Origin of the sequence: Lentzea sp. NPDC003310, from assembly GCF_040610935.1 — a bacterium.
Taxonomy (GTDB): Bacteria; Actinomycetota; Actinomycetes; order Mycobacteriales; family Pseudonocardiaceae; genus Lentzea.
This window is the reverse complement of sequence record NZ_JBEXNC010000020.1, coordinates 137159-158343: the sequence shown is the minus strand read 5'-3', so window position 1 is coordinate 158343 and position 21185 is coordinate 137159. Positions and strand designations below refer to the sequence as shown.

The following is a 21185-nucleotide window of genomic DNA, read 5'->3' as shown; positions in this document are numbered from 1 at the left end:
CCCGGGCCATGAGTGCTCAGGTCCGCCTGGTCGAGGTCACCGACGTCAACCGCGCCGCCGTGGCCGCCCTGCGCGTGCACCCCGCGCAGGAGCGGTTCGTGGCGTCCGTCGAGAAGTCGTTCCAGGACGCGCGGGACAACCCCGACGCGAACCCGTGGTTCCGCGCTGTCCACGACGGCGACGAGCCGGTCGGGTTCGTGATGCTGAGCTGGGACGTCGTGCCCGGGCCCGAGCTGCGCGGCCCGTACTTCCTGTGGCGCCTGCTGGTCGGAGCCGACCACCAGGGTCGCGGTTACGGCGCGGCGGTCCTGGACGAGGTCGTGGCGCTGCTGCGGGCCGAAGGGGCGACCGAGCTGCTCACCAGCTGCGTGCCGGGGGAGGGCTCGCCCGAGCCGTTCTACCGCCGGTACGGGTTCGTGCCCACCGGGGAGACCGACGAGGACGGCGAGATCATCCTGCGGCTGGACCTCGGCTCGCGACCGTGAAGTGCCGGTCCGCGCCGGGGCGCTCCAGCTCGTCGAGGACCGCGACGGCGAGGTCCTCCGCCGAGATCGCGGACGGGCCGACGAGCAGCTCGGTCGTGCCGCGGCGGTAGGCGCCGGTGCGTTCGCCGGGTTCGAGCAGCGCGGGCGGGCTCAGGTAGACCCAGTCGGCGCGGTGCGCCTCGCACTCCCGCAGCTGCCGCACGCTCGCCTCGGCGACGGGACGGATGTGCGGCGGCACGTACCTCGCGTCGTCGAGCACGAGTCCCGTGCCGTCGGGGGTGCGCAGCGGCGCGGCGCCACCGACGACGATCGCGCGCGTCCGCGTGGCCAGTGCCGCGTCCAGCACCGTCGTGACGGACGTGCCCGTCGTGGCGACGACCGCACCGTCCACTCCGGACAGAACGCCGTCCATCGCCTCCCGGTCGTTGGCGTCGAGCCCGTGGCCGCGCGACACGGCGGTCACGTGGTGACCGCGCCGGAGCGCCTCCGCCACGACCCGGGAGCCGACCATGCCGGACGCGCCGACGACCGCGATCTTCACTGGAGAACTCCTCTGGCGAGCACGGGTGCCGGTCGCTGGCCGGCGACGATCGCGGCGAGGGCGAGGGCGAAACCGGTGAGCTGCACCGGGTCCAGGGTCTGGCCGAGCACGACGACGCCGAGCACCGCCGCGACCATCGGGGACAGCAGGCCGAGCATCGAGACGGACGTGACCGGCAACGTGCCGATCGCGCGGAACCACAGGACGTAGGCGAGCAGGCCGCCGACACCGCCGAGCCACAGGTAGCCGAGCAGCGCGGTGAACCCGATCGCGGGCGGCGGTCCTTCGAACAGGAAGGTGACCGGCACCAGGAACAGCCCGCCGGCGGTGAGCTGCCAGCCCGCGAACGCCGTCGGGGTCGCGTTCGCGGGCCGCCCCCACTTCTTCGTCAGCGTGACGCCGAGCGCCATGGTCGCCGCGCCGCCCAGCCCGGCCAGCACGCCGACCAGGTCGAACCCCGCCGCGGGTCCGAGCACCACTAGACCGACACCCAGCACGCCGACCACGCCCCAGGCGAGCCGCCACGCGGACGGGCTCTCCCGCAGCACCCCGACGGCCAGCAGGGCCACCACGAGAGGCTGAGCGGCGCCCAGGGTGGCCGCGACGCCACCGGGCAGTCGTTCGGCCGCGACGAACAGGAACGGGAAGAACAGGCCGATGTTGAGCACGCCCAGCGCCGCCGCCTTCGCCCACCAGGAGCCCTTCGGCAGGGTCCTGGTGAACGCCAGCGCGACGAGGCCGGCGGGCAACGCGCGGAGCAGGCCCGCGAAGAGCGGGTGGCCGACCGGCAGCAGTTCGGTCGTGACCACGTAGGTCGAGCCCCACACCACCGGCGCGAACGCCGCCAGCGCGGTGCGGGATAGGTCGCTGTTTCTCACGACTCCAGTGTTGGTTTCGTGCATCGATGAGTCCAACACATGCTTTTCATCTGATCGATCGTGATTCAAGATGGGTGGAGTGGAGCTCCAGCAGATGCGGTACGTGGTGGCGGTCGCCGAGACGGGCAGCTTCACCAAGGCGGCCCGCCGGTGCCACGTCGTCCAGTCGGCGCTGAGCCACCAAATCGCCCGCCTCGAACGCTCCCTGGGCGCGCGCCTGTTCGAGCGCACCAGCCGCAGCGTCCGGCTGACCCCGGCGGGCACGGCGTTCCTGCCGGCCGCCCGCCAGTGCCTCGACTTCGCCGAGCGCGCCGCGGCCGAGGTCGCCGCGGCGGTGGGGGAGGTGCGCGGCCGGGTCGTGGTGGGCGTGATCCCGACCGTGGCGGCCGTGGACCTGCCGGCCGCGCTGAAGGTGTTCCGGGAGCGGTATCCGCAGGTCCGGGTCGCGCTGCGGATGCTGTCGAGCTACGACATGGTGCGCCAGGTGCGGGAGGGAGGCCTCGACCTCGCGTTCCTCGGGCTGCCGTTGGGAGTGCGGCCGGAGGGGGTGCGCGGGCGAGAGCTGGCCCGCGACTCGCACGTGGCCGTGCTGGCGCCGTCGCACCCGTTGGCGGGCGCGGAGTCGACGACCCTGCGGGCGCTGGCGGAGGAGCTGTTCGCGGACTTCCCGGCGGAGTCGCCCGGGCGGGTGCAGTCGGACCAGGCGTTCTCGATCGCCGGGCTGCACCGGGAGGTGGCGTTCGAGGTGACGACGGCGGAGCTGATGGCCGGGTTGATCCGGGAGGGGCTCGCGGTCGCGGTGCTGCCGTCGCGGTACACGCCGCAGCTGAGCGGGGTGGTGACGGTGCCGGTCGTGGACGGGCCGTCGCGGGTGGAGCACCTGGTGTGGAACGCGGCCGGGCTGACGCCGGCGGCGGCCGCGTTCCTCGACGTGCTGGGGGTGGAGCCGGACTAGCTCGGGCGCCGGAAATTGTCGGTGGTGCCTGGGAGAATGAAAGTCAGGGGACCCCCTGCGGGGGACCCCTGCGTGAGCGTGGGTCAGCCCGCCGTGCCTGTGGCCAGCAGGCCACCGTCGACGCGCACGGTCTCACCCGTGATCCAAGAAGCCCCCTCGGAGCAGAGGAAGGCCACGAGAGAGGCGACGTCCTCAGGCGTGCCAAGGCGCTTCATCGGGTACTGCTGCGCCGCCTCCTCCTCACGCCCCACGTACAACGCCTCCGCGAACTTCGTCTTCACCACAGCGGGCGCGACGGCGTTCACGCGCACCTTCGGCCCGAGCTGCCACGCCAGCTCCTCGGTCAGCCGGATCAACGCCGCCTTCGAAGCGCCGTACGCGCCGATCACGCCCGTGGACCGGATGCCGCCGATCGACGCGATGTTCACCACCGCGCCGCCGTGCTCGGCCATCCACGCCTTCCACGCGAGCTGCACGAAACCCAGCGCGGCCACGACGTTCACGTCGAAGATCTTCTTCACGGCGTTCAGGTCGGCCTCCATCAGGAAACCGAACTGCGGGTTGATTCCCGTGTTGTTCACCAGCACGTCGAGGCGGCCGAACTCCTCGACCGTGCGCGCCACGACCTCCGCGCGGGAGTCCTCGTCGCCCGCGTTGCCCGCGATCGTGAGGACCCGCCCGCCGGTGTCCGCCTCCAGCCGCGCGGCCGCCTCGGCCAGCTGGTCGGCCTTGCGGCCGGTGATCGTCACGGAGGCGCCGCGGGAGAGGAGCTCGCGTGCGATGCCGAGGCCGATGCCGCGGGACGCGCCGGTGACCAGGGCGGCCCTGCCCGAGAAGTCTTCGCTCATGCCGCGCAATCTATGCGTCCCGCCACAGGTGGGAAATTCGGTGTTGGTGATCCCGTAGAATGGTTCGCGTGATCCTCCTGGAGTAGGCCGACCCGGACGTGCCATCCCTTGTCATGCCCGGTCATTTCGCATCTGCTCGGAGTTTCTCTTGATCACCGCAACCGACATGGAGTTGCGCGCGGGCTCACGCATTCTGGTGAGCGGCGCCAACCTGCGCGTCCAGCCCGGCGACCGGATCGGCCTCGTGGGCCGCAACGGCGCCGGCAAGACCACCTCGCTGCGCGTTCTCGCCGGCGAGGGCGAGCCCTACGCCGGCGCCATCATGCGCAAGGGCGCCCTCGGCTACCTGCCGCAGGACCCGCGCGAGGGCGACCTGTCCGTCATCGCCAAGGACAGGGTGCTGTCCGCGCGCGGCCTCGACCAGCTGCTCCGCGACATGGAGAAAGCCCAGTCGAAGATGGCCGAGCTGGTCGACCCGGACGAGCTCGACGTCGCCGTCACCAAGTACGGCAAGCTCGAGGAGCGGTTCGCCGCGCTCGGTGGGTACGCGGCCGAGTCCGAGGCCGCCCGCATCTGCTCCAACCTCGGCCTGCCGGACCGCGTCCTGGCCCAGCCGCTCAGCACGCTGTCCGGTGGTCAGCGCCGCCGCGTCGAGCTGGCGCGCATCCTGTTCGCCGCGTCCGAGGCCGGTGTCGGCGCCAAGTCGAGCACGATCCTGCTGATCGACGAGCCCACGAACCACCTCGACGCCGACTCGATCACGTGGCTGCGCGGCTTCCTCAAGTCGCACGACGGCGGTCTCGTCGTGATCTCGCACGACGTGGAGCTGCTCGACGACGTCGTGAACAAGGTGTGGTTCCTCGACGCCATCCGCGGCGAGGTCGACATCTACAACCTCGGCTGGAAGAAGTACCTCGAAGCCCGTGCGACGGACGAGAAGCGCCGCCGCCGGGAGCGCGCCAACGCCGAGAAGAAGGCCGGCGCGCTGATGACGCAGGCCGCCAAGATGGGCGCGAAGGCCACGAAGGCCGTCGCGGCGCAGAACATGGCGAAGCGCGCCCAGAAGCTGCTCGACGGTCTCGACGACGTCCGCCAGAGCGACAAGGTCGCGAAGATCAGCTTCCCGGCCCCCGCCCCGTGCGGCAAGACGCCGTTGATGGCGGAGGGCCTGAGCAAGTCCTACGGCTCGCTGGAGATCTTCACCGGCGTCGACCTGGCGATCGACAAGGGCTCGCGCGTCGTCGTGCTCGGCTTCAACGGCGCCGGCAAGACGACGTTGCTGCGGTTGCTCGGCGGCAGCGAGAAGATGGACGCGGGCAAGATCGTCCCCGGCCACGGCCTGAAGATCGGCTACTTCGCGCAGGAGCACGAGACGCTCGACCACAACGCGTCGGTGTGGGAGAACATCCGCCACATGGCGCCGGACGAGCAGGAGCAGCGGCTGCGGTCGTTGCTCGGCACGTTCCTGTTCAGCGGCGAGCAGCTCGACCAGCCCGCGGGCACGCTGTCCGGCGGCGAGAAGACGCGTCTGGCGCTGGCCGGCCTCGTGTCGTCGGCGGCGAACGTGCTGCTGCTCGACGAGCCGACCAACAACCTCGACCCGGCCTCGCGCGAGCAGGTGCTCGACGCGCTGCGGCGCTATGAGGGCGCGGTCGTGCTGGTGACGCACGACCCCGGAGCGGTCGAGGCGCTGGAGCCGGAACGGGTCATCCTGCTGCCCGACGGCACCGAGGACCACTGGTCCGAGGACTACCTCGAACTCGTGCAACTGGCGTGATCTCCACCCCTCAAAGGACTACCGAGCGCGTTCTGTGATCAACTCAGTGTGATCGAATCGACCGTTCGGCGATCTCTTTGCTTGATCACCTGGCGTTCTGCCGGTTCCTGTTCGATCATTGCGACGACAGGGGCCGTCAAACGGCCCACCTGCTCGTACGGAAGGCGGGACAAGGTGGCTGACCTGAAGAAGGGTGCCCGGATCACCGGCGCCACGCGGGACAAGCTGGCCGCTGACCTGAAGAAGAAGTACGAAAAGGGCGCGAGCATCCGGGCTTTGGCCGAGAGCACCGGGCGTTCCTACGGCTTCGTGCACCGGGTTCTGTCGGAATCCGGGGTCACGCTGCGCGGTCGCGGTGGCGCCACCCGGACGAAGAAGAAGTAGCCCGAACCCAGACTGCTACTCTCCGGTAACTAGCTCCTAGTTCGCCGGAGGTAAAGATCATGCCAGTGCCTTCCATCGACGCTGGCGTGCTCGAGCGCGGTGGCGTTCGGCTCGCGATCTCCGGGCCGCGCGCGACCATCACGCTCGATCGTCCCGACGTGCTCAACGCGCAGACGCCGGCCACCTGGCAGGCGTTGCGGCACATCGGCGAACAGCTGGACCCGGACGTCCGCGTCGTGGTCGTCCGGGGTTCCGGCCGCGCCTTCTCGGCGGGGCTGGACCGGCGCATGTTCACCGGTGAGCCCGTCGACGGCGAACCCGGTGGCCTCGGCGCGATCCTGGCGCTGTCTCCCGAGGAGGCGGACGCCCGCATCGCGTCGTACCAGGCCGGGTTCTCCTGGCTGCGCGACCCCGCACGCGTGACGATCGCCGCGGTGCAAGGGCATGCCATCGGCGCGGGTTTCCAGTTGGCGCTGGCGTGCGACTTCCGCGTGCTCGCCGAGGACGCGCAGTTCTGCATGGCCGAGACCGGGCTGGGACTCGTGCCCGATCTCGGCGGCACGCTGCCGCTGGTGCGACTCGTGGGGTACTCGCGCGCGGCCGAGATGTGCGTGACCTCCCGCCGGGTGTCGGCGGAGGAGTCGCTGCGGATCGGCCTCGCGAACTCCGTCGTGCCCGCGTCCGGGCTGGACGGCGCCGTCGACGAGCTGGTGGCCGCCGTGCTGAAGCCGCTCGCGGGTGCCGTGACGGAGACGCTGGCGCTGATCGCGTCGGCCGCCTCGGGTGTGGACGCCGAGGCACAGCTGGCGCTGGAGCGCGCCGCCCAGCTGCGCCGGCTGCAGTCGTTCGCCGCCCTGTCCGCTCAGAGCTGAACCTGTCTCGGGCTGTAGCCGCCCGCGAAGGAATTGTCAGACCGCTGTGCTGTTCTAGACAGCGTGGACGGATACAGCTCTTGGCGATTCATGATGGGAGTGACCTCGGACGCGCCGTCGAAGGTGCGCCGGGGCACTTTCCGGCGTGTGCTGGCCTTCGCCCGGCCGCACCGGGCGAAGTTGGTCGTGTTCCTCCTGCTGACGGTCGTCTCGTCGGTGCTCGCGGTGTCGACGCCGCTGCTCGCCGGTCGCGTGGTCGACGCGATCGTGGGCGGCTCCGCTCCGTCCGTGGTCGTGTGGCTCGCGGTGGCGATCGCGCTGATCGCCGTGCTCGACGCCGGGCTGGGCGTGGTGGAGCGCTGGCAGTCCACGCGCATCGGTGAGGGCCTGATCTACGACCTGCGCCGCGCGGTGTTCGGCCACGTGCAGAAGATGCCCGTCGCTTTCTTCACGCGCACGCGCACCGGCGCTTTGGTGTCGCGCCTGAACAACGACGTGATCGGCGCCCAGCGCGCGTTCACGTCGACGCTGTCCGGCTTCGTCACGAACATCATCCAGCTGGTGCTGTCGCTGGGTGTCATGTTCACGCTGTCGTGGCAGGTCACGGCCCTCGCGCTGGTGCTGCTGCCGGTGTTCGTGCTGCCCGCCAAGCGGATGGGCCGCCGGATGGCGGACATGCAGCGGGAGGCGTCCGCGCTGAACGCGTCGATGGTCACGCAGTCGACCGAGCGCTTCTCCGCGCCGGGCGCCACGCTCGTGAAGCTCTTCGGCCGGCCGGACCGCGAGGAGCAGGAGTTCTCCGAGAAGGCGGCGAAGGTCCGCGACATCGGCATCCGCACCGCGATGGCCACCCGCTGGTTCATGACGGGCCTGACCCTGGTCTCGGCGCTGGCGCAGGCGCTGGTCTACGGCCTGGGCGGGTACCTCGCGCTGACCGGCCACCTGGCCGCCGGCGCCGTCGTGTCGCTGGCGCTGCTGCTGACGAGGTTGTACGCCCCGCTGACCGCGCTCGCGAACGCGCGCGTCGACCTGATGACGGCGCTGGTGTCGTTCGAGCGCGTCTTCGAGGTGCTCGACCTCGACCCGATGATCAAGGAGAAGCCGGACGCCCGCGGGGTGCCGGACGGCCCGGTCTCGGTGGAGTTCGCCGACGTCCGCTTCGCCTACCCGTCGGCCGACAAGGTGTCGCTGGCGTCGCTGGAGTCGGTGGCCACTTTGGACACTCGTGGCGGCGAGGAAGTGTTGCACGGCATCAGCTTCAAGGCCGAAGCGGGCCAGCTGGTCGCGTTGGTCGGCTCGTCCGGCGCGGGCAAGTCGACCCTGGCGTCGCTGGTGCCGCGCCTGTACGACGTCGACTCGGGCACGGTCCGCCTGTCCGGCGTGGACGTGCGGGACCTGAGCTTCGACGCGCTGCGCTCGTCCGTCGGCGTCGTCACGCAGGACGGCCACCTGTTCCACGACACGATCCGCGCGAATCTGGAGTACGCGGCCCCCGGCGCCCCCGACGACGACCTGTGGGACGCCCTGCGCCGAGCGCGCCTCCTCGACCTGGTCGCCTCCCTGCCGGACCAGCTCGACACGGTGGTCGGCGAACGCGGCTACCGCCTCTCCGGCGGCGAACGCCAACGCCTCACCATCGCCCGCCTGCTCCTCGCCAAACCGCGGGTCGTGATCCTGGACGAGGCCACGGCCCACCTGGACTCGGAGTCCGAGGCCGCCGTCCAGGAAGCCCTGACCGAGGCACTGCAGGGCCGCACCTCGCTGGTGATCGCACACCGCCTGTCGACGATTCGCGCGGCCGACCAGATCCTGGTGCTGGAACACGGCGACATCGTCGAACGCGGCACGCACACGGAGCTGATGACGGCGGACGGCCGCTACGCCGAGCTCTACAACACCCAGTTCGCGGAGCCGCCGGTGGTCGGCGTGACGCCGACGCCGAAGTTCAGCGACCGCCTGGAGGTCCCACAACCCAACTGACCCCACCGCGGCCACGGCCGAGCGAGGCGCCGGCCGCGGCCGCGGGAGGGTGCAGTCGCGTGCCGGCGTGGCCGAGGCGGCGGCCGCACAAGGGCGCGGCCTAGGTGGCGATGCTGCAGGAAAGGTCCGCCTGGACAGTGGCGGGACGGGCTCGGAGCGGTGCGCCGGCTTCGCCCGCAGCGGCAGCGCTCGTCGCGGGGTGTGGTTGTGCGGGCGGAGCGACCGCGCATCGCCGGTGGACGGTGAACGCGCCTGAGGTGCCCGCCCCGCGCCGCACTGCCCGCGCCGCACTGCCCGCGCCGCACTGCCCGCGCCGCACTGCCCGCGCCGCACTGCCCGCGCCGTTCCTGCCACACCGCACCACCAACCACCCGCCCCACACCGCACCACTAATGACCCGACCCGCACCGCACCACCAACCACCCCGCCCCGCGCTGCGCCGCCGCCCCGCTGCTCCGCTGCGCCTCATCGCGCTGCCCGCTGCCCACCGTTCCGCTGTTCCGTGCCGTCGCCGCGCCACCCCGGCTCGTCGCTCCGCCGCCCCGTCGTCCCGCTGGCCTGCCGCCCCCATCGGCACGCAGCCCTGCCACACCATCCGGCCCCACCCGCCGCCACACCAACCCCGGCGCCGCCGTCCCAACCCCGCCACCGCGCCGGTCTCGCCCAACCCCAAGGCCGCGCTCGACCACCCGGACCCAACCGATCGGTTGGGTCGCGGCTCATCCACCCCGCCGGGCGATCGGCTGATGCCCCCGGAACCCCCAGCCGCCACGGTGGAACCACCAAGGCGAGAAGGGGCGGTAATGGGCAACTCCGGGGGCGTGAGCCGGCGCGCGTTGATGGCCGGCGCGGGCGTCGTGGCGGCAGGTGGGCTGATCGGACAGGGACGGGCCGGTGCGGTGCCGGGTGCGGCACAGGGCGGGGCCGTGAAGATCGTGCCCGGTGACGTGCGGTACGAGAACCTGTTGCGGGGCAACAACTTCCGGTTCGCCGGGCGGCCCGACGAGATCCGGGTGGTGACCGAGGCCAGGCAGGTTGCCGAGGCCGTCGACGAGGCGGTGCGGGCCGGGCGGCGGATCGCTGTGCGCAGTGGTGGGCACTGCTTCGAGAACCTCACGGCCGGGGCCGGGGTGCGGACGTTGCTCGACCTGTCCGGCATGGACCACGTCGGGTTCGACGAGCGGCGGAAGGCGTTCGAGGTGCAGCCCGGCGCGACGCTCGGGCAGGTGTACCGGACGTTGTGCGCCGGGTGGGGTGTGACGATCCCCGGTGGTGGCTGTCCTGAGGTGGGTGCCGGTGGGCACATCGCGGGTGGTGGGTACGGGCCGTTGTCGCGGCGGTACGGGGCCGTGGTGGACCACCTGTACGGGGTCGAGGTCGTGGTGGTCGGGAAGGACGGCAAGGCTCGGGTCGTCACGGCGACGAGGGAGGACGACGATCCCCACCGGGAGCTGTGGTGGGCGCACACCGGGGGTGGGGGCGGGAACTTCGGGGTGGTGACCAGGTACTGGTTGCGGTCGCCACAAGGCGGTCTGCCGCCGGTGCCGCAGAACATGGTGCAGCACGTGGTCTTCTGGGATTGGGGGCAGTTCACCGAGGAGAAGCTGGGCGGGCTGCTCACGCGCTTCGGGACGTGGCACGAGCGGCACAGCGCGCCGGGGGTGCCGGAGGCCGGGCTGTACGGGATCCTCGAGGTGAAGCACCAAGCCGGGGGCATCGTCATGCTCGCTGTGCAGGCCGACGCCGGGTTGCCGGGGGTCGACGCGATGATCACGGAGTTCGTGCGTGGGGTGTCGGAGGGGCTCACGCCCGTGTTCGAGGTGCGCAAGACGACGCCGTGGCTGCACCGGATGACGTGGCCCGGCACCGGGGAGCCGGGGGACGTGCTCACGCGCCGGTACAAGATCAAGGCGGCCTACCTGCGCCGGGCGTTCGCGCCGGGGCAGGTGAAAGCCTTGTGGCGCAACCTCACCAACGCCGGCGGGCAGAACGGGAGTGTGTTGCTGATCGGGTACGGCGGGCAGGCCAACGCGGTGCGGGCGCAGGACACGGCGATCGCGCAGCGGGACGTGGTCATGAAGGCCGTCTACCAGTCGATCTGGGGTGAGGAGCAGGAGGACGCGGCCAACCTCGCCTGGGTGCGCGAGCTGTACCGCGACGTCTACGCGGACACCGGTGGCGTGCCCGTGCCGAACGACGTCAACGACGGCTCCTACATCAACTACGCCGACGCCGACCTCGCGGACCCGGCGTGGAACACCTCGGGTGTGTCCGCGCAACGCCTGTACTACAAGGACAACTACCCGCGCCTGCAACGCGTCAAGGCCCGCTGGGACCCGCGGGGCGTCTTCACGCACTCCCTCGCGGTCGAACCTGGCTAGGCTCACGCACGGGGGAGGAACGCTGATGAGCATTCCAGTCGCGCGGTGGCCGTACGCCCTGCTGGCGGTGCTGGCCGCCGCCACCACGCTCGACCAGAGGCCGGAGCCCGCCGAGTTCGTGCTGTGTGCGGCCGTCGCGGTCTGCCTCGCCGCCGGGATGGCGTGGCGGACCGGGCACCCGTGGGTGTTCGCGGTCGGGCTGACGGTGCTCACGGGCGCGTTGATCGCGTTGAACCCGCTGTTCGGGTTCCTCACCCCTGTGCCGTACTTCTACGCCTTCCGCACGGTCGCTTTCCCTTGGCAGCCCGTGGTTGTCGCATTCGTCGCGGCGACCGCGGGCACGGCCCAGGCGTACGGGGTCGACAAGTCCACGCTCGGCGGCGTCGCCATCTGGGTCGCCGTGATGGCCGGCAACGCCGTGCCGATGTGCGCCTACGCGTTCGTCCTGCGCAGGTCCGAACGGCAGGAGGCCGAACGGGAGGAGGCGCTCGCCCAGGCGAGGGAAGCGAACCGGCGGCTTGCGGAGTCGTTGGCGGACAACGCCGCCCTGCACGAGCAACTGGTCGTGCAGGCCCGCGAGGCCGGGGTGCGCGACGAACGCCAGCGGATGGCCCGGGAGATCCACGACACGCTCGCGCAGGGGCTCACCGGCATCATCAGCCAGCTCCGCGCCGCCGACGACGCGACGTGGGCGCGGCACGTCGCGGCCGCCACCGAGCTCGCCCGCGACAGCCTCGGTGAGACCAGGCGGTCCGTCGAGGCGTTGCGCCCGGAGCCGCTCACGACGGCGCGGCTGCACGAGGCCTTGCGCGGTGTCGCGGCGAAGTGGTCGGCGCTGCACGACATCCCGGCCACCGTCGTCACGACCGGGCGGGCGTGCGCGCTGCCGCCGGACGCCGAGTTCGCGTTGCTCAGGGCGGCGCAGGAGGCGCTGGCGAACGTGGCGCGGCACGCGCGGGCCAGCCGCGTCGGCGTCACCCTGTCCTACCTGGAGCACGAGGTGGCGCTGGACGTGCGCGACGACGGCCGCGGGTTCACCCGCGCCACGACGGACGGGTTCGGGCTCGAGGCGATGCGGCAGCGGATCGAGGGACTGCGGGGCACGGTGCAGGTCGAGTCCGAACCCGGTGCGGGCACCGGGGTGTCCGCCCGCGTGCCCGTGGAGGCGAGAGCGTGATCAAGGTGCTGGTCGTCGACGACCACCCGGTGGTCCGGGACGGGCTCACGAGCCTGTTCGCCCGCGACCCTGGGTTCGAGGTGGTGGGTGAGGCGGGGGACGGCGCCGAGGCGGCGAGGCTCGCCAAGGCGTTGCGGCCCGACGTCGTGCTGATGGACCTGCGCATGCCGGGCACCGACGGCATCGCCGCGACCAGGGAGCTGGCCGGCCTCACGCACGTGCTGGTGCTGACCACGTACGACAACGACAGCGACGTGGTGGCCGCGATCGAGGCGGGCGCCACCGGCTACCTGCTCAAGGACGCGCCGCGCGACGAGCTCGTGCGCGCGGTCCGGGCCACCGCGCGAGGCGAGGCGGTGCTCGCCCCGGCCGCGGCGGCGTTGCTGATGAGACGGGTGCGCACCGCCACCGCCGAGGTGCTCAGCGCGCGTGAGCTGGAGGTGCTGCGGTTCGTCGCCGGCGGCGCGACGAACCGCGACGTGGCGAAGGGCCTCTTCATCACCGAGGCCACCGTCAAGTCGCACCTGCTCAACATCTACGCGAAGCTGGAGGTCGGCGACCGGGCGGCCGCCGTCACCGAGGCGTTCCACCGCGGCCTTCTCGTGCCGCGCGACCAGCGGTTCAGCCCTTGAGGAACGCGGCCGTCGCGTTCATCGCGCTGTCCGACGACCCCGCCTTCTCCACGACCACCGCGAACGCCACGTCGCCCTGGTAGCCGACGAACCAGCCGTGCGCGGACCCGCCACCCACTTCGGCCGTACCGGTCTTGCCGGCCAGGCCGGGGATTCCGGCGAGCTGCTTCGCGGTGCCGGACGTGACCACCTCGCGCATCATCGCGCGCACCGGCCCGAGCACCCCGGCGGGCGGCCCCGCCGCGACGTCGTTCGCCTCGGAGGGCTTGCCGCGCAACAGGGTCGGCGTCGGCGTCTTCCCGGAGACGACGGTGGCGGCCACCAGCGCCATGCCGAACGGGCTGGCCATCACGTTGCCCTGCCCGAAGCTGTTCTCCACCTGCTGGTCGCCGGTGGCCGGCGGGACCTTGCCGGTGTTCGTCTCGGCGCCCGGGATCACCCAGTCGGCACCGAGGCCGAACCGCTTCGCCATGTCCGGCAGGGCGTTCGCGTCGAGCTTCGCGCCCAGGCTGCCGAACGTGGTGTTGCACGACAGAGCGAACGCGGTGTGGAACGGCAGGCTGTCGTGCCCGAAGCCCGCGTTGGTGATCGTGCGGGTGCCGATCGTGGCCTTGGCCGGGCAGGGCACGGCGGTGCCGGACTGCACCAGGCCCGCGTTCAGGGCCGCCGCCGCGGTGACGATCTTCATCGTCGAGCCGGGGGCGTACCGGCCGACGAACGGGTTGGTGCCCTGCATCGCCTTGTTCTGCGCCACGGCCAGGATCTCGCTGCTGGACGCCTCGATCGCGACGATTGCCGCCCCCTGCGGGAGCGCGTCCACCGCGGCCTGGGCCGCGGCCTGCCGGGCCGGGTCGATCGTGACGGTGATCTTCTCGCCGCCCTCGGCCAACTTGCCGTCGAGCTTCGTGAACGCGCCGCCCGCGGTGATGCCCACCTCCCAGCCGTCGACACCCCGCACGTCACCGACCGCGCCGGTGATCGTCTTGTGCAGGCCCTCCGGGAGCGACGCGGCGTCGAGCGGACTGCCACCCCGGCCCAGCAAAGCGCCGTCCGCCAGCGCCCTGCGGTAGGTGAGGGTGGCGCCCTGCGTCAGCTGCGGGTGGATGACGGTGGGGTCCCAGTGGACCTTCCACGCGCCGTCCACGCGCTTCATCGCGAGCTTGACCTCGTACTTCAGCACGGCAGAGCCCGGCATCGTCCACGTGACCGCGGCGGTGAGGTCGGTGGTCGTGGCGTCCTGTGGCGGTACCGCGGTCGTCGTCACGCTCGCCTGGTAGGCCGACGTGCCCATGCCGGCCTTGGTGGCCTCCAGGGCCGTGGTCGCCGCGTCCGGGGCGTCGGTGAAGACGGCGGCGCTCGCCGGCCCGGAGAACGCCCTGGTCAGGAACGAGTGGGCGATCTGCGCCGGAGTCTCGGCCGCCAACGCCGGCTCGTCGGCGACGACCACCGTCCTGCTGCCCGACCAGAGCATCGCGCCCGCCACGCCGACCACGGCCGTCGCGGCGAGCGCGCCGCCGATCAGGATCCATCTACGAGTCTTCTGCTCCACGTCGAATCCCCCCAGAGAAGTGCTTTCCCCGGTGGGAGACTAACGGCGAGATCCTGAGAACCTGCGGGGTTTCTGCTATTAGCCGAGCTGCGGGATGCGGGTCTGGTAGTGCCTGAGCAGGTCTGCGTTGGCCGCGTCGCCGCCCTCGACGTTCGCGCTGCGCCACAGCGGCAGTTGCACACCGGACTCCGTTGCCTTGTCGAGCAGGCGGACCATCAGCAGGTTCCACAGGAACGTCGTGGCCACCGTGGAGATCGCCGCCGTGACGGGGGCCTCGGCCGGGTAGGTCGAGTCGCCGGGCGGCACCAGGTTGTCGAGCACGACGGTCGCAACCTCGGCCAGGGTGACGCCCGCGCGGCGCGGGGCCTGCGCGCTCGACGCCACGGACGTGACGGCGACGACCGGGCAGCCCTTGTTCGCGGCCTGCTGGGCCAGCTCGACCGGGTAGTGGTTGACGCCCGAGGTCGAGAAGACGAACAGCACGTCGTGCGGGGCGAGACCGGACTCGCTCAGCACCTCGGCGGCGAGACCGGACCGGCGCTCGGCCGACGTGCTGCTGATCGCGCCGTGCATGGGGAGCAGCTCGGGGTGGTAGATCGGGCGGACGCAGGCGAGGCCGCCCGCGCGGTAGAAGGTCTCGGCGACCGCCGCCAGCGAGTGTCCCGCGCCCGCGGTGAGGAGGATTCCGTCGGCCTGGACGGCGGCCAGCACGAGCTCGGCCACGTCGTCGAGTGCGGCCGCGTTGTGCTGCTCGACGCGCGTCAGGTGAGTGCGCACGAGGTTGCCGAAGTCGGAGCCGGTCACGGTGTCGGTCGTCATGCGGGTCAGTAGTACCCGATCACAGGTGACCTCACCAGTAACCCGGGCACCACAAACCTCGATACGACGCGATGAGGGGTGCGGCGGCGCTTCGGGACAGGGGGTGGGTTTGATCAGGCGGTACTTCTACTTCTGGGTCGTGCTGGTCGCGGTGTTCACGGCCGCGGCGGCCACGAACATCGCGCTGGCGGTGACCTACTCCGAGCTGTGGCCGGTGTGGGTGGCGCTGGTCCTGCTCGTCGTCGCCGGGGGCTGCGCGCGAGCGGCGGTGCGCACCCGGCCGTAGACCTCACGCCAGCAGTGCGACCCCCAGGGCCGACGCCGTGTGCAGCACCGAGTTGCGGTGGCGCCGGGCGACGGCGAGGCCCGCGTCGCGCAGCACCGAGGCGTGGGCGCTGGCCGAGGCGGCGGAGATGCCCAGGCGGCGGGCCAGCTCGGTGGTCGTGCAGCCGCCCGCGATGACCTCCAGCGCCGCGGCGCGGGTGCGGCCGAGCAACGCCTCCAGCGACCGCCTGCCGGCGCACGTCAGCCGCACGTCGCGCGCGATCGGGTAGACCAGCACGGGAGCGCGGCTGGGGTCGCGGAGCATGATCGGCCGTTCCCGGCAGAAGTACGACGGCACGAGCACCAGGCCCTGGCCGTGCAGGTGCACGTCCCGCTGGGGGAAGCGGGACTCGATCGACAGCACCGGCCGGGTCCACGAGATCGTCGGGTGCAGCGCCGCGAGCACACCCTCGCAGCCGTGGTCCAGGAACGACCGCGCCCGCACCGCGCGGTCGGCGTCGACCACGGCCCGCACCTCGTCCCAGATCGGGACGAGCGCGTGCCGGTGGTAGGCGTGCAACGCGTCGCCGAGCGCGGTCAGGGCGGCCGTGTCGCCACCCGCCAGCAGGTCCGTGCGCGGGTCGGGGCGCGGGCAGTCGAGCTGCGCCAGGTCCGCGCGCAACGACGCGACCGGCGTCGACAGCACCTGCTCGATGCCCGCGTCCACCGGGCACGAGCCCGCCGTGGGCGTCAGGAAGTCGGGGGAGTAACCGACGGGTGGTGCGAGCTGCAGCAACCAGCGGGTGTCGTCGGGGAGCGTCGCGCGCACCGCCGTGCGCCACGGGCCGAACACCGGCGCGGCCGAGCGCTGCCGCAGCACGTGCAGGCTCAGCAGGATCTCCCACATCGGATCGGGACCGGGGGCCACGCGCACCCTGGCCAGGTCCTCCGCCGTGAAGTGGACACGCAGCACAACCAGCAGGCTGGCACAGCGGCGGGCGGCCTGTCCCGGATTCGGGACACGTGCACCGAAAGGCGCACATCGCCCACGCGGAGTGGGTCCGCGCACGGTCACAGGGGTCCCCACCTGGGTCTTTCGGACCACACCGAATGTCGTGGCGACCGTCGCCGTGCCCCGGCCAAGCTTCTCGCCGAGCGCCGGATCAGGGGACCGGTGCCACCACTGAGGGGAAGCACTTCGATGAAGCTCGCGAGGATCACCGGGGCGATCGCGGCCGCCGGTGTCGCCATGACCATCCTGACCGCGCCGGTCGCGTTCGCCGCTCCCGGCGAGACCGTCATCCCGGCCGCCGCCGAGCTCGGCGTCCAGGGCGAAGGCGTGCTGCCGCACCAGTTCCAGGTGCAGAAGACCGGCTACTGGTGCTCGGCCGCGGCCGCCCGCATCGCGCTGACGGCGCGCGGCAAGTACGTGGAGCAGTCCACGCTGGCCTCGTTCATGAAGGTCACGACCAACGGCCTGCCCAACATCAAGAACCTCGAGAACGCCCTCGACCACTACACCGGCTCGACCTACTACCAGGTCAAGCAGTGGACGACCGACGCACAGCTGCTGACGAAGCTCAAGGCCGACGTCGTCTACAACGCCAACCGCGGCCACGCCGTCGTCATCAACGTGGTCCGGCTCAACGGCCGCAGCTACTCCGGCGGCCACTACGCCACGATCGTCGGCTACCGAGCGGGCGGCAACGAGTTCGCCGTCGCGGACCCGGCGTACGCGGGCGGCGCGCTGCACTGGCTGAGCGCGTCCAACGTCTCGTCGGGCATCAAGCTCCGCCGCTACGTGGCCTGATCGCGTCGAGGTCCTCGGGCCGGTCCACGTCCGCACCGTCCGCCACGTCACCGCACTCGACGTGGCGGACGGTGTGCGCCTTCAGGTAGTCCCGCGCGCCCTGGTCGCCCGCCGCCGACGCCGTGACGCCCGCGAAGTGGCCCGACCCGATGAGCACCGGATGCCCGATCTCACCGTGGTAGGTGGCTCTGGCCAGCGCGTTCGGTTCGGCGAGCGCGATCAGCCGGTGCAGTGCCGCGACCGTGACACCGGGGGTGTCGACGGGTAGGACGACCACCGCGTCCGCGACGCCGACCGCGTGCAGGCCGGTGCGCAGCGACGAGCCCATGCCGGTCTCCCAGTGGGGGTTGTCGACGACGGTCACACCGTCGAGGACGGCCTGGTCCCGCACCTCCGCGGCCCGCGCGCCTAGCACGACGACGACCGGGTCGCAGCCGGCCGCCCGCAGGAGCCCGGCGGCCGAGTCCACGAAGAGCCTGCCGTGCAACGGGACGAGGGCCTTGGGGGACCCGAACCGGCGGCCGGCCCCCGCGGCGAGCAGAAGACCGGCCACGCGCATGAGGTGAATCTACGTCGGGGACCGGGACGAGTCGATTTCTCAGGCCCGCGCGGGCCAGGTCCAGGCCGAGCGCAGGACGTAGGCCAGGAGCAGCACCTCGAGACCGATCGAGAAGCCGTAGAAGTAGGAGTAGCTCCAGGTCTCCCCGGCCACGTTGTAGACCGTGATGGGGATGTAGAGCGCGGCCACGACGAGGTTGACGGTGCGGGCAGCACGGGCGGGCAGCGTCGTGGAGAGCAGGATCATGAGGATCGGGACGGCCATCATCGTGAGCGCGGCGGAGACGAAGGCCGGGCCCGTGTCGAACTCGTGAACGATGCCCGCCCGGAGCTGGTCGAGGAAGCCGGGCTTGTACAGGGCGAGGTAGTCGACGTAGATGTAGAGGAACATGAAGCTCGTCCACGCGGCGGCGAGCTTGGTCCGCACCGGCAGGCGCTGCTCGTCGAGCGCGCCCGGCGGGTTCTGCTGAGCGGCGGGGGACTGCTGCGTTCTCATCACGATGCTCCCTGGCGTGATCGGGTAGGTGCTTCCCACCCTCACCGACGCGGGCGGCGCGGCACATCCGCCGCGGAGCCTGTCCCGACCTGGACGTCAGCACAGCCCGGCACTTGTACTTTCGACGGATACACCCGGAGCGCGGGCCGCCTAGCCTGAGCCGATGGCCGCCTACGCACTCCGCTCGCTGTGGGCCGAACCGCGCCCCGCGAACGCCCCGGACCGCAGGCCGCTGGACTGGGTCCTGGTCGCGGTGCTGCTCTGCTGGTCCCTGCTGGAAGTGGTGCTGCGCCAGGGTTTGGCGCCCCGCCCGCTGTTGCTGGTCGCGGTCCTCGCGGTCGTCGGCCCGCTGCCGTGGCGGCGCACGCACCCGCTCGCGGCGGTCGCGATCTCGTTCGGCGCGCTGACGGTCGTCGACGTCGTCCGGATCCTCGCCGGGTCGCAGGGCACGTTGCCGAACAGCGTCGCCGCGACGCTGGTCCTGACCTACGCCCTGTTCCGGTGGGGCTCCGGCCGGGAGGCCGCGATCGGTCTCGGCGTCGTCCTGCTCTGGCTGGCCGTCACCTTCGTCGCCGACCCCACCAGCCTCGCGGACGCGGTCGCCGGCTACGGGTTCTTCCTGTTCTCCGCCGCGCTCGGTGCCGCGATCCGCTACCGCACGAAGATCCGCGTCCGCGACATCGACCAGGCCAAGGCCCGCGAACGCGAACAGCTCGCCCGCGAGCTCCACGACACCGTCGCCCACCACGTCTCGGGCATCGCCATCCAGGCCCAGGCGGGACGGGCGATCGCGGTCGCGCACCCCGAGCGCGCCGTCGAGGCCCTGGCCGTCATCGAGGACGCGGCCGCGCGCACCCTCACCGAGCTGCGCGCCATCGTCGGCGTGCTCCGCGCCGCGCACGACCCCGGGTTCGCGCCCCAGCCCGGCGTGGCCGAGGTCGAGCAGCTCGCCACCGACGGCCGGACGCGCCCGTGCGTCGAGGTGACGCTGGTCGGCGAGTTCGACGACCTCAGCCCGGCGGTCGGGGCCGCGATCTACCGCCTGGCCCAGGAGTCCGTCACCAACGCCCGGCGGCACGCCCGGCACGCGACCCAGGTCACCGTCGCCGTCACCGGCGACGCCGACCGGGTGCGGCTGACCATCGACGACGACGGCGCGACCGGCACCGGCCGCGCCCCCGACGGCTACGGCCTGGTGGGCATGCGCGAGCGGGCCTCCCTGCTCGGCGGCACCTTCCACGCGGGCTTCGCCGAACGCGGCTGGCGGGTCGAGGCCGTCCTGCCCAGAACGGGGACACCGCGATGAGCATCAGGGTCCTCATCGCCGACGACCAGCCCATCGTCCGCACCGGACTGACCATGCTGCTCGACGCCCAGCCCGACATCGAGGTGGTCGGCGCCGCCGCGGACGGCGGCGAGGCGGTCCACCTGGCGCGCCGGCTGCGCCCCGACGTCGGCCTGTTCGACATCCGGATGCCGCTGATGAACGGCATCGAAGCCACCCGGCGCCTCGCCGGCCCCGACGTCCCCGACCCCCTGCCGATCGTGGTCATCACGACGTTCGACCTGGACGAGCACGTCTACGGCGCGCTCAAGGCGGGCGCCCGCGGGTTCCTGCTCAAGGACGCCGGCCCGGCCCTGCTGACCCAGGCCATCCGCGCCGCCGCCGACGGAGACGCCCTGATCGCGCCCAGCGTGACCGTGCGCCTGCTCGCGGTGTTCGCCGACGCGCAGACCTCGCCGCACCGGGAACCGGTGGAGCCGCTCACCGCCCGGGAGGAGGAGGTCCTCGCGGGCGTGGCGCGAGGCCGTACGAACAACGAGATCGCGGGGGAGCTCTACATCACCCCGAGCACCGTCAAAGCGCACCTCGCCAACCTCATGCGCAAACTCGGCGCCCGCAACCGCGTCGAGGTCGCCATGTGGGCGCACGAGACCCGCCGCGTCTAGGTGAGGTGCTCCAGGATCAGCGAGGACGCGGCCTCGGGGATCTCCTCGGGAATCCAGTGGCTGACGTCCTCGACCATCTCGAAGCGGTACGGCCCGGTGCACCACTTCTCGGTCTCGAACGCGGCCGTGGAGCCGAACGCGACGTCCTCGGTGCTCCACACGTACATCGTCTTGACGGCGACCTTGTCCGCGACGCCGTCCGGCCGGCCCGCGCGGTACCAGTTGAGCGCGGCGGTGAGCGCGCCCGGCTCGCTCAGCCGCTGCACGTACTCCTCGACGTGCGACGGCCGGACCCGCCACTCGAACATCTGCTTGAGGGCGTGCGCGTTGTTGTCGAGCATGCGCTTCTCGGTGCTGCGCTCCCGCCAGTCGCGCATGTACTGCGACCGCATCGCCTGCTCCTCGTCGGTCTGCAGCGCGGTCCGCAGCGCACCGGGGTGCGGCGTCGAGAACACGGTCAGCGTGCGCAGCCGTTCGGGGTGCTCGATCGCGGTCCACCACGCCACGGCACCACCCCAGTCGTGGCCGACGAGGTCGAACTCGCCCCAGCCGAGCGCGTCGGCCATCGCGATCACGTCGCCGACGAGGTGCGTGACCGAGTACTCGCCGACCTGCTCGGGGCGCACGCCGGGGGAGTAGCCGCGCTGGTCGGGGGCGACGGCGCGGAAGCCGTTCGCGCCGAGGACCGCGACCTGGTGCTCCCACTCGATCGCGGCCTCGGGGAAGCCGTGCAGCAGCAGCACCGGGCGGCCGTCCTCGGGGCCGGACGCGATGGCGTCGAAGGAACCGGCCTCGGTGGGGATGCTGATGTGGTCGATCACTTTTCGCA

At 72.1% G+C, this 21185-nt stretch carries 22 protein-coding genes; 13 read left to right on the top strand and 9 right to left on the bottom strand.

Going from position 1 to position 21185, the window contains the following annotated elements:
• Positions 1-8 precede the first annotated feature (8 nt).
• The gene (locus ABZX02_RS35700; protein ID WP_355305101.1) at positions 9-485 is read left to right on the top strand and encodes a GNAT family N-acetyltransferase; all 477 of its coding nucleotides are present in this window, start codon (positions 9-11) and stop codon (positions 483-485) included.
• Here ABZX02_RS35700 and ABZX02_RS35695 read toward each other — a convergent pair.
• The gene (locus ABZX02_RS35695) at positions 451-1026 is read right to left on the bottom strand and encodes an NAD(P)H-binding protein (RefSeq protein ID WP_355305099.1); all 576 of its coding nucleotides are present in this window, start codon (positions 1024-1026) and stop codon (positions 451-453) included. The two genes, ABZX02_RS35700 and ABZX02_RS35695, sit on opposite strands and share 35 nt — an antisense overlap.
• Complete coding sequence (locus ABZX02_RS35690) at positions 1023-1904, bottom strand: EamA family transporter (protein WP_355305097.1); 882 nt, start codon at positions 1902-1904, stop codon at positions 1023-1025. The genes ABZX02_RS35695 and ABZX02_RS35690 overlap by 4 nt, the downstream gene beginning before the upstream one ends.
• 79 nt (positions 1905-1983) lie before the next feature.
• Here ABZX02_RS35690 and ABZX02_RS35685 point away from each other — a divergent pair, with 79 nt between their 5' ends.
• Entirely contained in the window at positions 1984-2859 is an 876-nt protein-coding gene (locus ABZX02_RS35685; protein WP_355305117.1) for a LysR family transcriptional regulator, read from the top strand.
• Positions 2860-2942: 83 nt separating this feature from the next.
• On the opposite strand, the gene ABZX02_RS35680 is transcribed toward ABZX02_RS35685, so the two are convergent.
• On the bottom strand, positions 2943-3707 hold the full coding sequence (locus ABZX02_RS35680) for an SDR family oxidoreductase (protein WP_355305095.1): 765 nt from the start codon (positions 3705-3707) through the stop codon (positions 2943-2945).
• Between the two features lie 148 nt (positions 3708-3855).
• Here ABZX02_RS35680 and ABZX02_RS35675 point away from each other — a divergent pair, with 148 nt between their 5' ends.
• The 7 genes from ABZX02_RS35675 (at position 3856) to ABZX02_RS35645 (ending at position 12910) form a co-directional block, all read left to right on the top strand.
• The gene (locus ABZX02_RS35675) at positions 3856-5484 is read left to right on the top strand and encodes an ABC-F family ATP-binding cassette domain-containing protein (protein WP_355305093.1); all 1629 of its coding nucleotides are present in this window, start codon (positions 3856-3858) and stop codon (positions 5482-5484) included.
• Positions 5485-5601: 117 nt separating this feature from the next.
• A complete protein-coding gene (locus ABZX02_RS35670; protein WP_256238768.1) occupies positions 5602-5868 on the top strand; it encodes a helix-turn-helix domain-containing protein in 267 nt (88 codons plus the stop codon).
• Between the two features lie 59 nt (positions 5869-5927).
• Complete coding sequence (locus tag ABZX02_RS35665) at positions 5928-6740, top strand: enoyl-CoA hydratase/isomerase family protein (protein WP_355305091.1); 813 nt, start codon at positions 5928-5930, stop codon at positions 6738-6740.
• Positions 6741-6833: 93 nt separating this feature from the next.
• Positions 6834-8720, top strand: a complete 1887-nt coding sequence (locus ABZX02_RS35660; protein ID WP_355305089.1) for an ABC transporter ATP-binding protein — start codon at positions 6834-6836, stop codon at positions 8718-8720.
• An 803-nt stretch (positions 8721-9523) separates the two neighbouring features.
• Positions 9524-11101: an FAD-binding protein gene (locus ABZX02_RS35655; RefSeq protein WP_355305087.1), complete on the top strand. Its 1578-nt coding sequence runs from the start codon at positions 9524-9526 to the stop codon at positions 11099-11101.
• A gap of 25 nt (positions 11102-11126) precedes the next feature.
• Positions 11127-12278 carry a sensor histidine kinase gene (locus ABZX02_RS35650; protein ID WP_355305086.1) on the top strand — a complete coding sequence of 384 codons (1152 nt, stop codon included), beginning with the start codon at positions 11127-11129 and terminating at the stop codon, positions 12276-12278.
• On the top strand, positions 12275-12910 hold the full coding sequence (locus ABZX02_RS35645) for a response regulator transcription factor (protein ID WP_355305084.1): 636 nt from the start codon (positions 12275-12277) through the stop codon (positions 12908-12910). The genes ABZX02_RS35650 and ABZX02_RS35645 overlap by 4 nt, the downstream gene beginning before the upstream one ends.
• On the opposite strand, the gene ABZX02_RS35640 is transcribed toward ABZX02_RS35645, so the two are convergent.
• Complete coding sequence (locus ABZX02_RS35640) at positions 12900-14459, bottom strand: penicillin-binding transpeptidase domain-containing protein (RefSeq protein ID WP_355305082.1); 1560 nt, start codon at positions 14457-14459, stop codon at positions 12900-12902. The two genes, ABZX02_RS35645 and ABZX02_RS35640, sit on opposite strands and share 11 nt — an antisense overlap.
• A 78-nt stretch (positions 14460-14537) precedes the next feature.
• Positions 14538-15278: an SIS domain-containing protein gene (locus ABZX02_RS35635; RefSeq protein ID WP_355305081.1), complete on the bottom strand. Its 741-nt coding sequence runs from the start codon at positions 15276-15278 to the stop codon at positions 14538-14540.
• A 103-nt stretch (positions 15279-15381) separates the two neighbouring features.
• On the opposite strand from ABZX02_RS35635, the gene ABZX02_RS35630 reads away from it, so the two are divergent.
• A complete protein-coding gene (locus tag ABZX02_RS35630) occupies positions 15382-15564 on the top strand; it encodes a hypothetical protein (RefSeq protein ID WP_355305080.1) in 183 nt (60 codons plus the stop codon).
• 3 nt (positions 15565-15567) lie between these two features.
• Here the strand turns inward: ABZX02_RS35630 and ABZX02_RS35625 are convergent, their stop codons facing one another.
• Complete coding sequence (locus ABZX02_RS35625) at positions 15568-16515, bottom strand: ArsR family transcriptional regulator (protein WP_355305078.1); 948 nt, start codon at positions 16513-16515, stop codon at positions 15568-15570.
• 228 nt (positions 16516-16743) lie between these two features.
• Here ABZX02_RS35625 and ABZX02_RS35620 point away from each other — a divergent pair, with 228 nt between their 5' ends.
• On the top strand, positions 16744-17352 hold the full coding sequence (locus ABZX02_RS35620) for a C39 family peptidase (protein ID WP_355305076.1): 609 nt from the start codon (positions 16744-16746) through the stop codon (positions 17350-17352).
• On the opposite strand, the gene ABZX02_RS35615 is transcribed toward ABZX02_RS35620, so the two are convergent.
• A complete protein-coding gene (locus ABZX02_RS35615) occupies positions 17327-17911 on the bottom strand; it encodes a nucleotidyltransferase family protein (protein ID WP_355305074.1) in 585 nt (194 codons plus the stop codon). The genes ABZX02_RS35620 and ABZX02_RS35615 overlap by 26 nt on opposite strands.
• Before the next feature lie 39 nt (positions 17912-17950).
• The gene (locus tag ABZX02_RS35610) at positions 17951-18406 is read right to left on the bottom strand and encodes a DUF6326 family protein (RefSeq protein ID WP_355305072.1); all 456 of its coding nucleotides are present in this window, start codon (positions 18404-18406) and stop codon (positions 17951-17953) included.
• A gap of 163 nt (positions 18407-18569) precedes the next feature.
• Here ABZX02_RS35610 and ABZX02_RS35605 point away from each other — a divergent pair, with 163 nt between their 5' ends.
• Both ABZX02_RS35605 and ABZX02_RS35600 read left to right on the top strand, forming a co-directional pair.
• Complete coding sequence (locus ABZX02_RS35605) at positions 18570-19712, top strand: histidine kinase (RefSeq protein ID WP_355305070.1); 1143 nt, start codon at positions 18570-18572, stop codon at positions 19710-19712.
• Complete coding sequence (locus ABZX02_RS35600) at positions 19709-20356, top strand: response regulator transcription factor (protein WP_355305068.1); 648 nt, start codon at positions 19709-19711, stop codon at positions 20354-20356. Before ABZX02_RS35605 ends, ABZX02_RS35600 begins: the two co-directional genes overlap by 4 nt.
• Here the strand turns inward: ABZX02_RS35600 and ABZX02_RS35595 are convergent.
• Positions 20353-21177 carry an alpha/beta hydrolase gene (locus ABZX02_RS35595; protein WP_355305066.1) on the bottom strand — a complete coding sequence of 275 codons (825 nt, stop codon included), beginning with the start codon at positions 21175-21177 and terminating at the stop codon, positions 20353-20355. The two genes, ABZX02_RS35600 and ABZX02_RS35595, sit on opposite strands and share 4 nt — an antisense overlap.
• Positions 21178-21185: the final 8 nt, after the last annotated feature.

What these genes read in the sequence shown, in the direction of transcription:
- ABZX02_RS35650 (WP_355305086.1), top strand. Translation starts at nt 11,127, where the DNA reads ATGAGCATTCCAGTCGCGCGGTGGCCGTACGCCCTGCTGGCGGTGCTG.
- ABZX02_RS35620 (WP_355305076.1), top strand. Translation starts at nt 16,744, where the DNA reads ATGAAGCTCGCGAGGATCACCGGGGCGATCGCGGCCGCCGGTGTCGCC.
- ABZX02_RS35615 (WP_355305074.1), bottom strand. Translation starts at nt 17,911, where the DNA reads ATGCGCGTGGCCGGTCTTCTGCTCGCCGCGGGGGCCGGCCGCCGGTTC.
- ABZX02_RS35660 (WP_355305089.1), top strand. Translation starts at nt 6,834, where the DNA reads ATGGGAGTGACCTCGGACGCGCCGTCGAAGGTGCGCCGGGGCACTTTC.
- ABZX02_RS35610 (WP_355305072.1), bottom strand. Translation starts at nt 18,406, where the DNA reads ATGAGAACGCAGCAGTCCCCCGCCGCTCAGCAGAACCCGCCGGGCGCG.
- ABZX02_RS35655 (WP_355305087.1), top strand. Translation starts at nt 9,524, where the DNA reads ATGGGCAACTCCGGGGGCGTGAGCCGGCGCGCGTTGATGGCCGGCGCG.
- ABZX02_RS35600 (WP_355305068.1), top strand. Translation starts at nt 19,709, where the DNA reads ATGAGCATCAGGGTCCTCATCGCCGACGACCAGCCCATCGTCCGCACC.
- ABZX02_RS35680 (WP_355305095.1), bottom strand. Translation starts at nt 3,707, where the DNA reads ATGAGCGAAGACTTCTCGGGCAGGGCCGCCCTGGTCACCGGCGCGTCC.
- ABZX02_RS35635 (WP_355305081.1), bottom strand. Translation starts at nt 15,278, where the DNA reads ATGACGACCGACACCGTGACCGGCTCCGACTTCGGCAACCTCGTGCGC.
- ABZX02_RS35605 (WP_355305070.1), top strand. Translation starts at nt 18,570, where the DNA reads ATGGCCGCCTACGCACTCCGCTCGCTGTGGGCCGAACCGCGCCCCGCG.
- ABZX02_RS35665 (WP_355305091.1), top strand. Translation starts at nt 5,928, where the DNA reads ATGCCAGTGCCTTCCATCGACGCTGGCGTGCTCGAGCGCGGTGGCGTT.
- ABZX02_RS35700 (WP_355305101.1), top strand. Translation starts at nt 9, where the DNA reads ATGAGTGCTCAGGTCCGCCTGGTCGAGGTCACCGACGTCAACCGCGCC.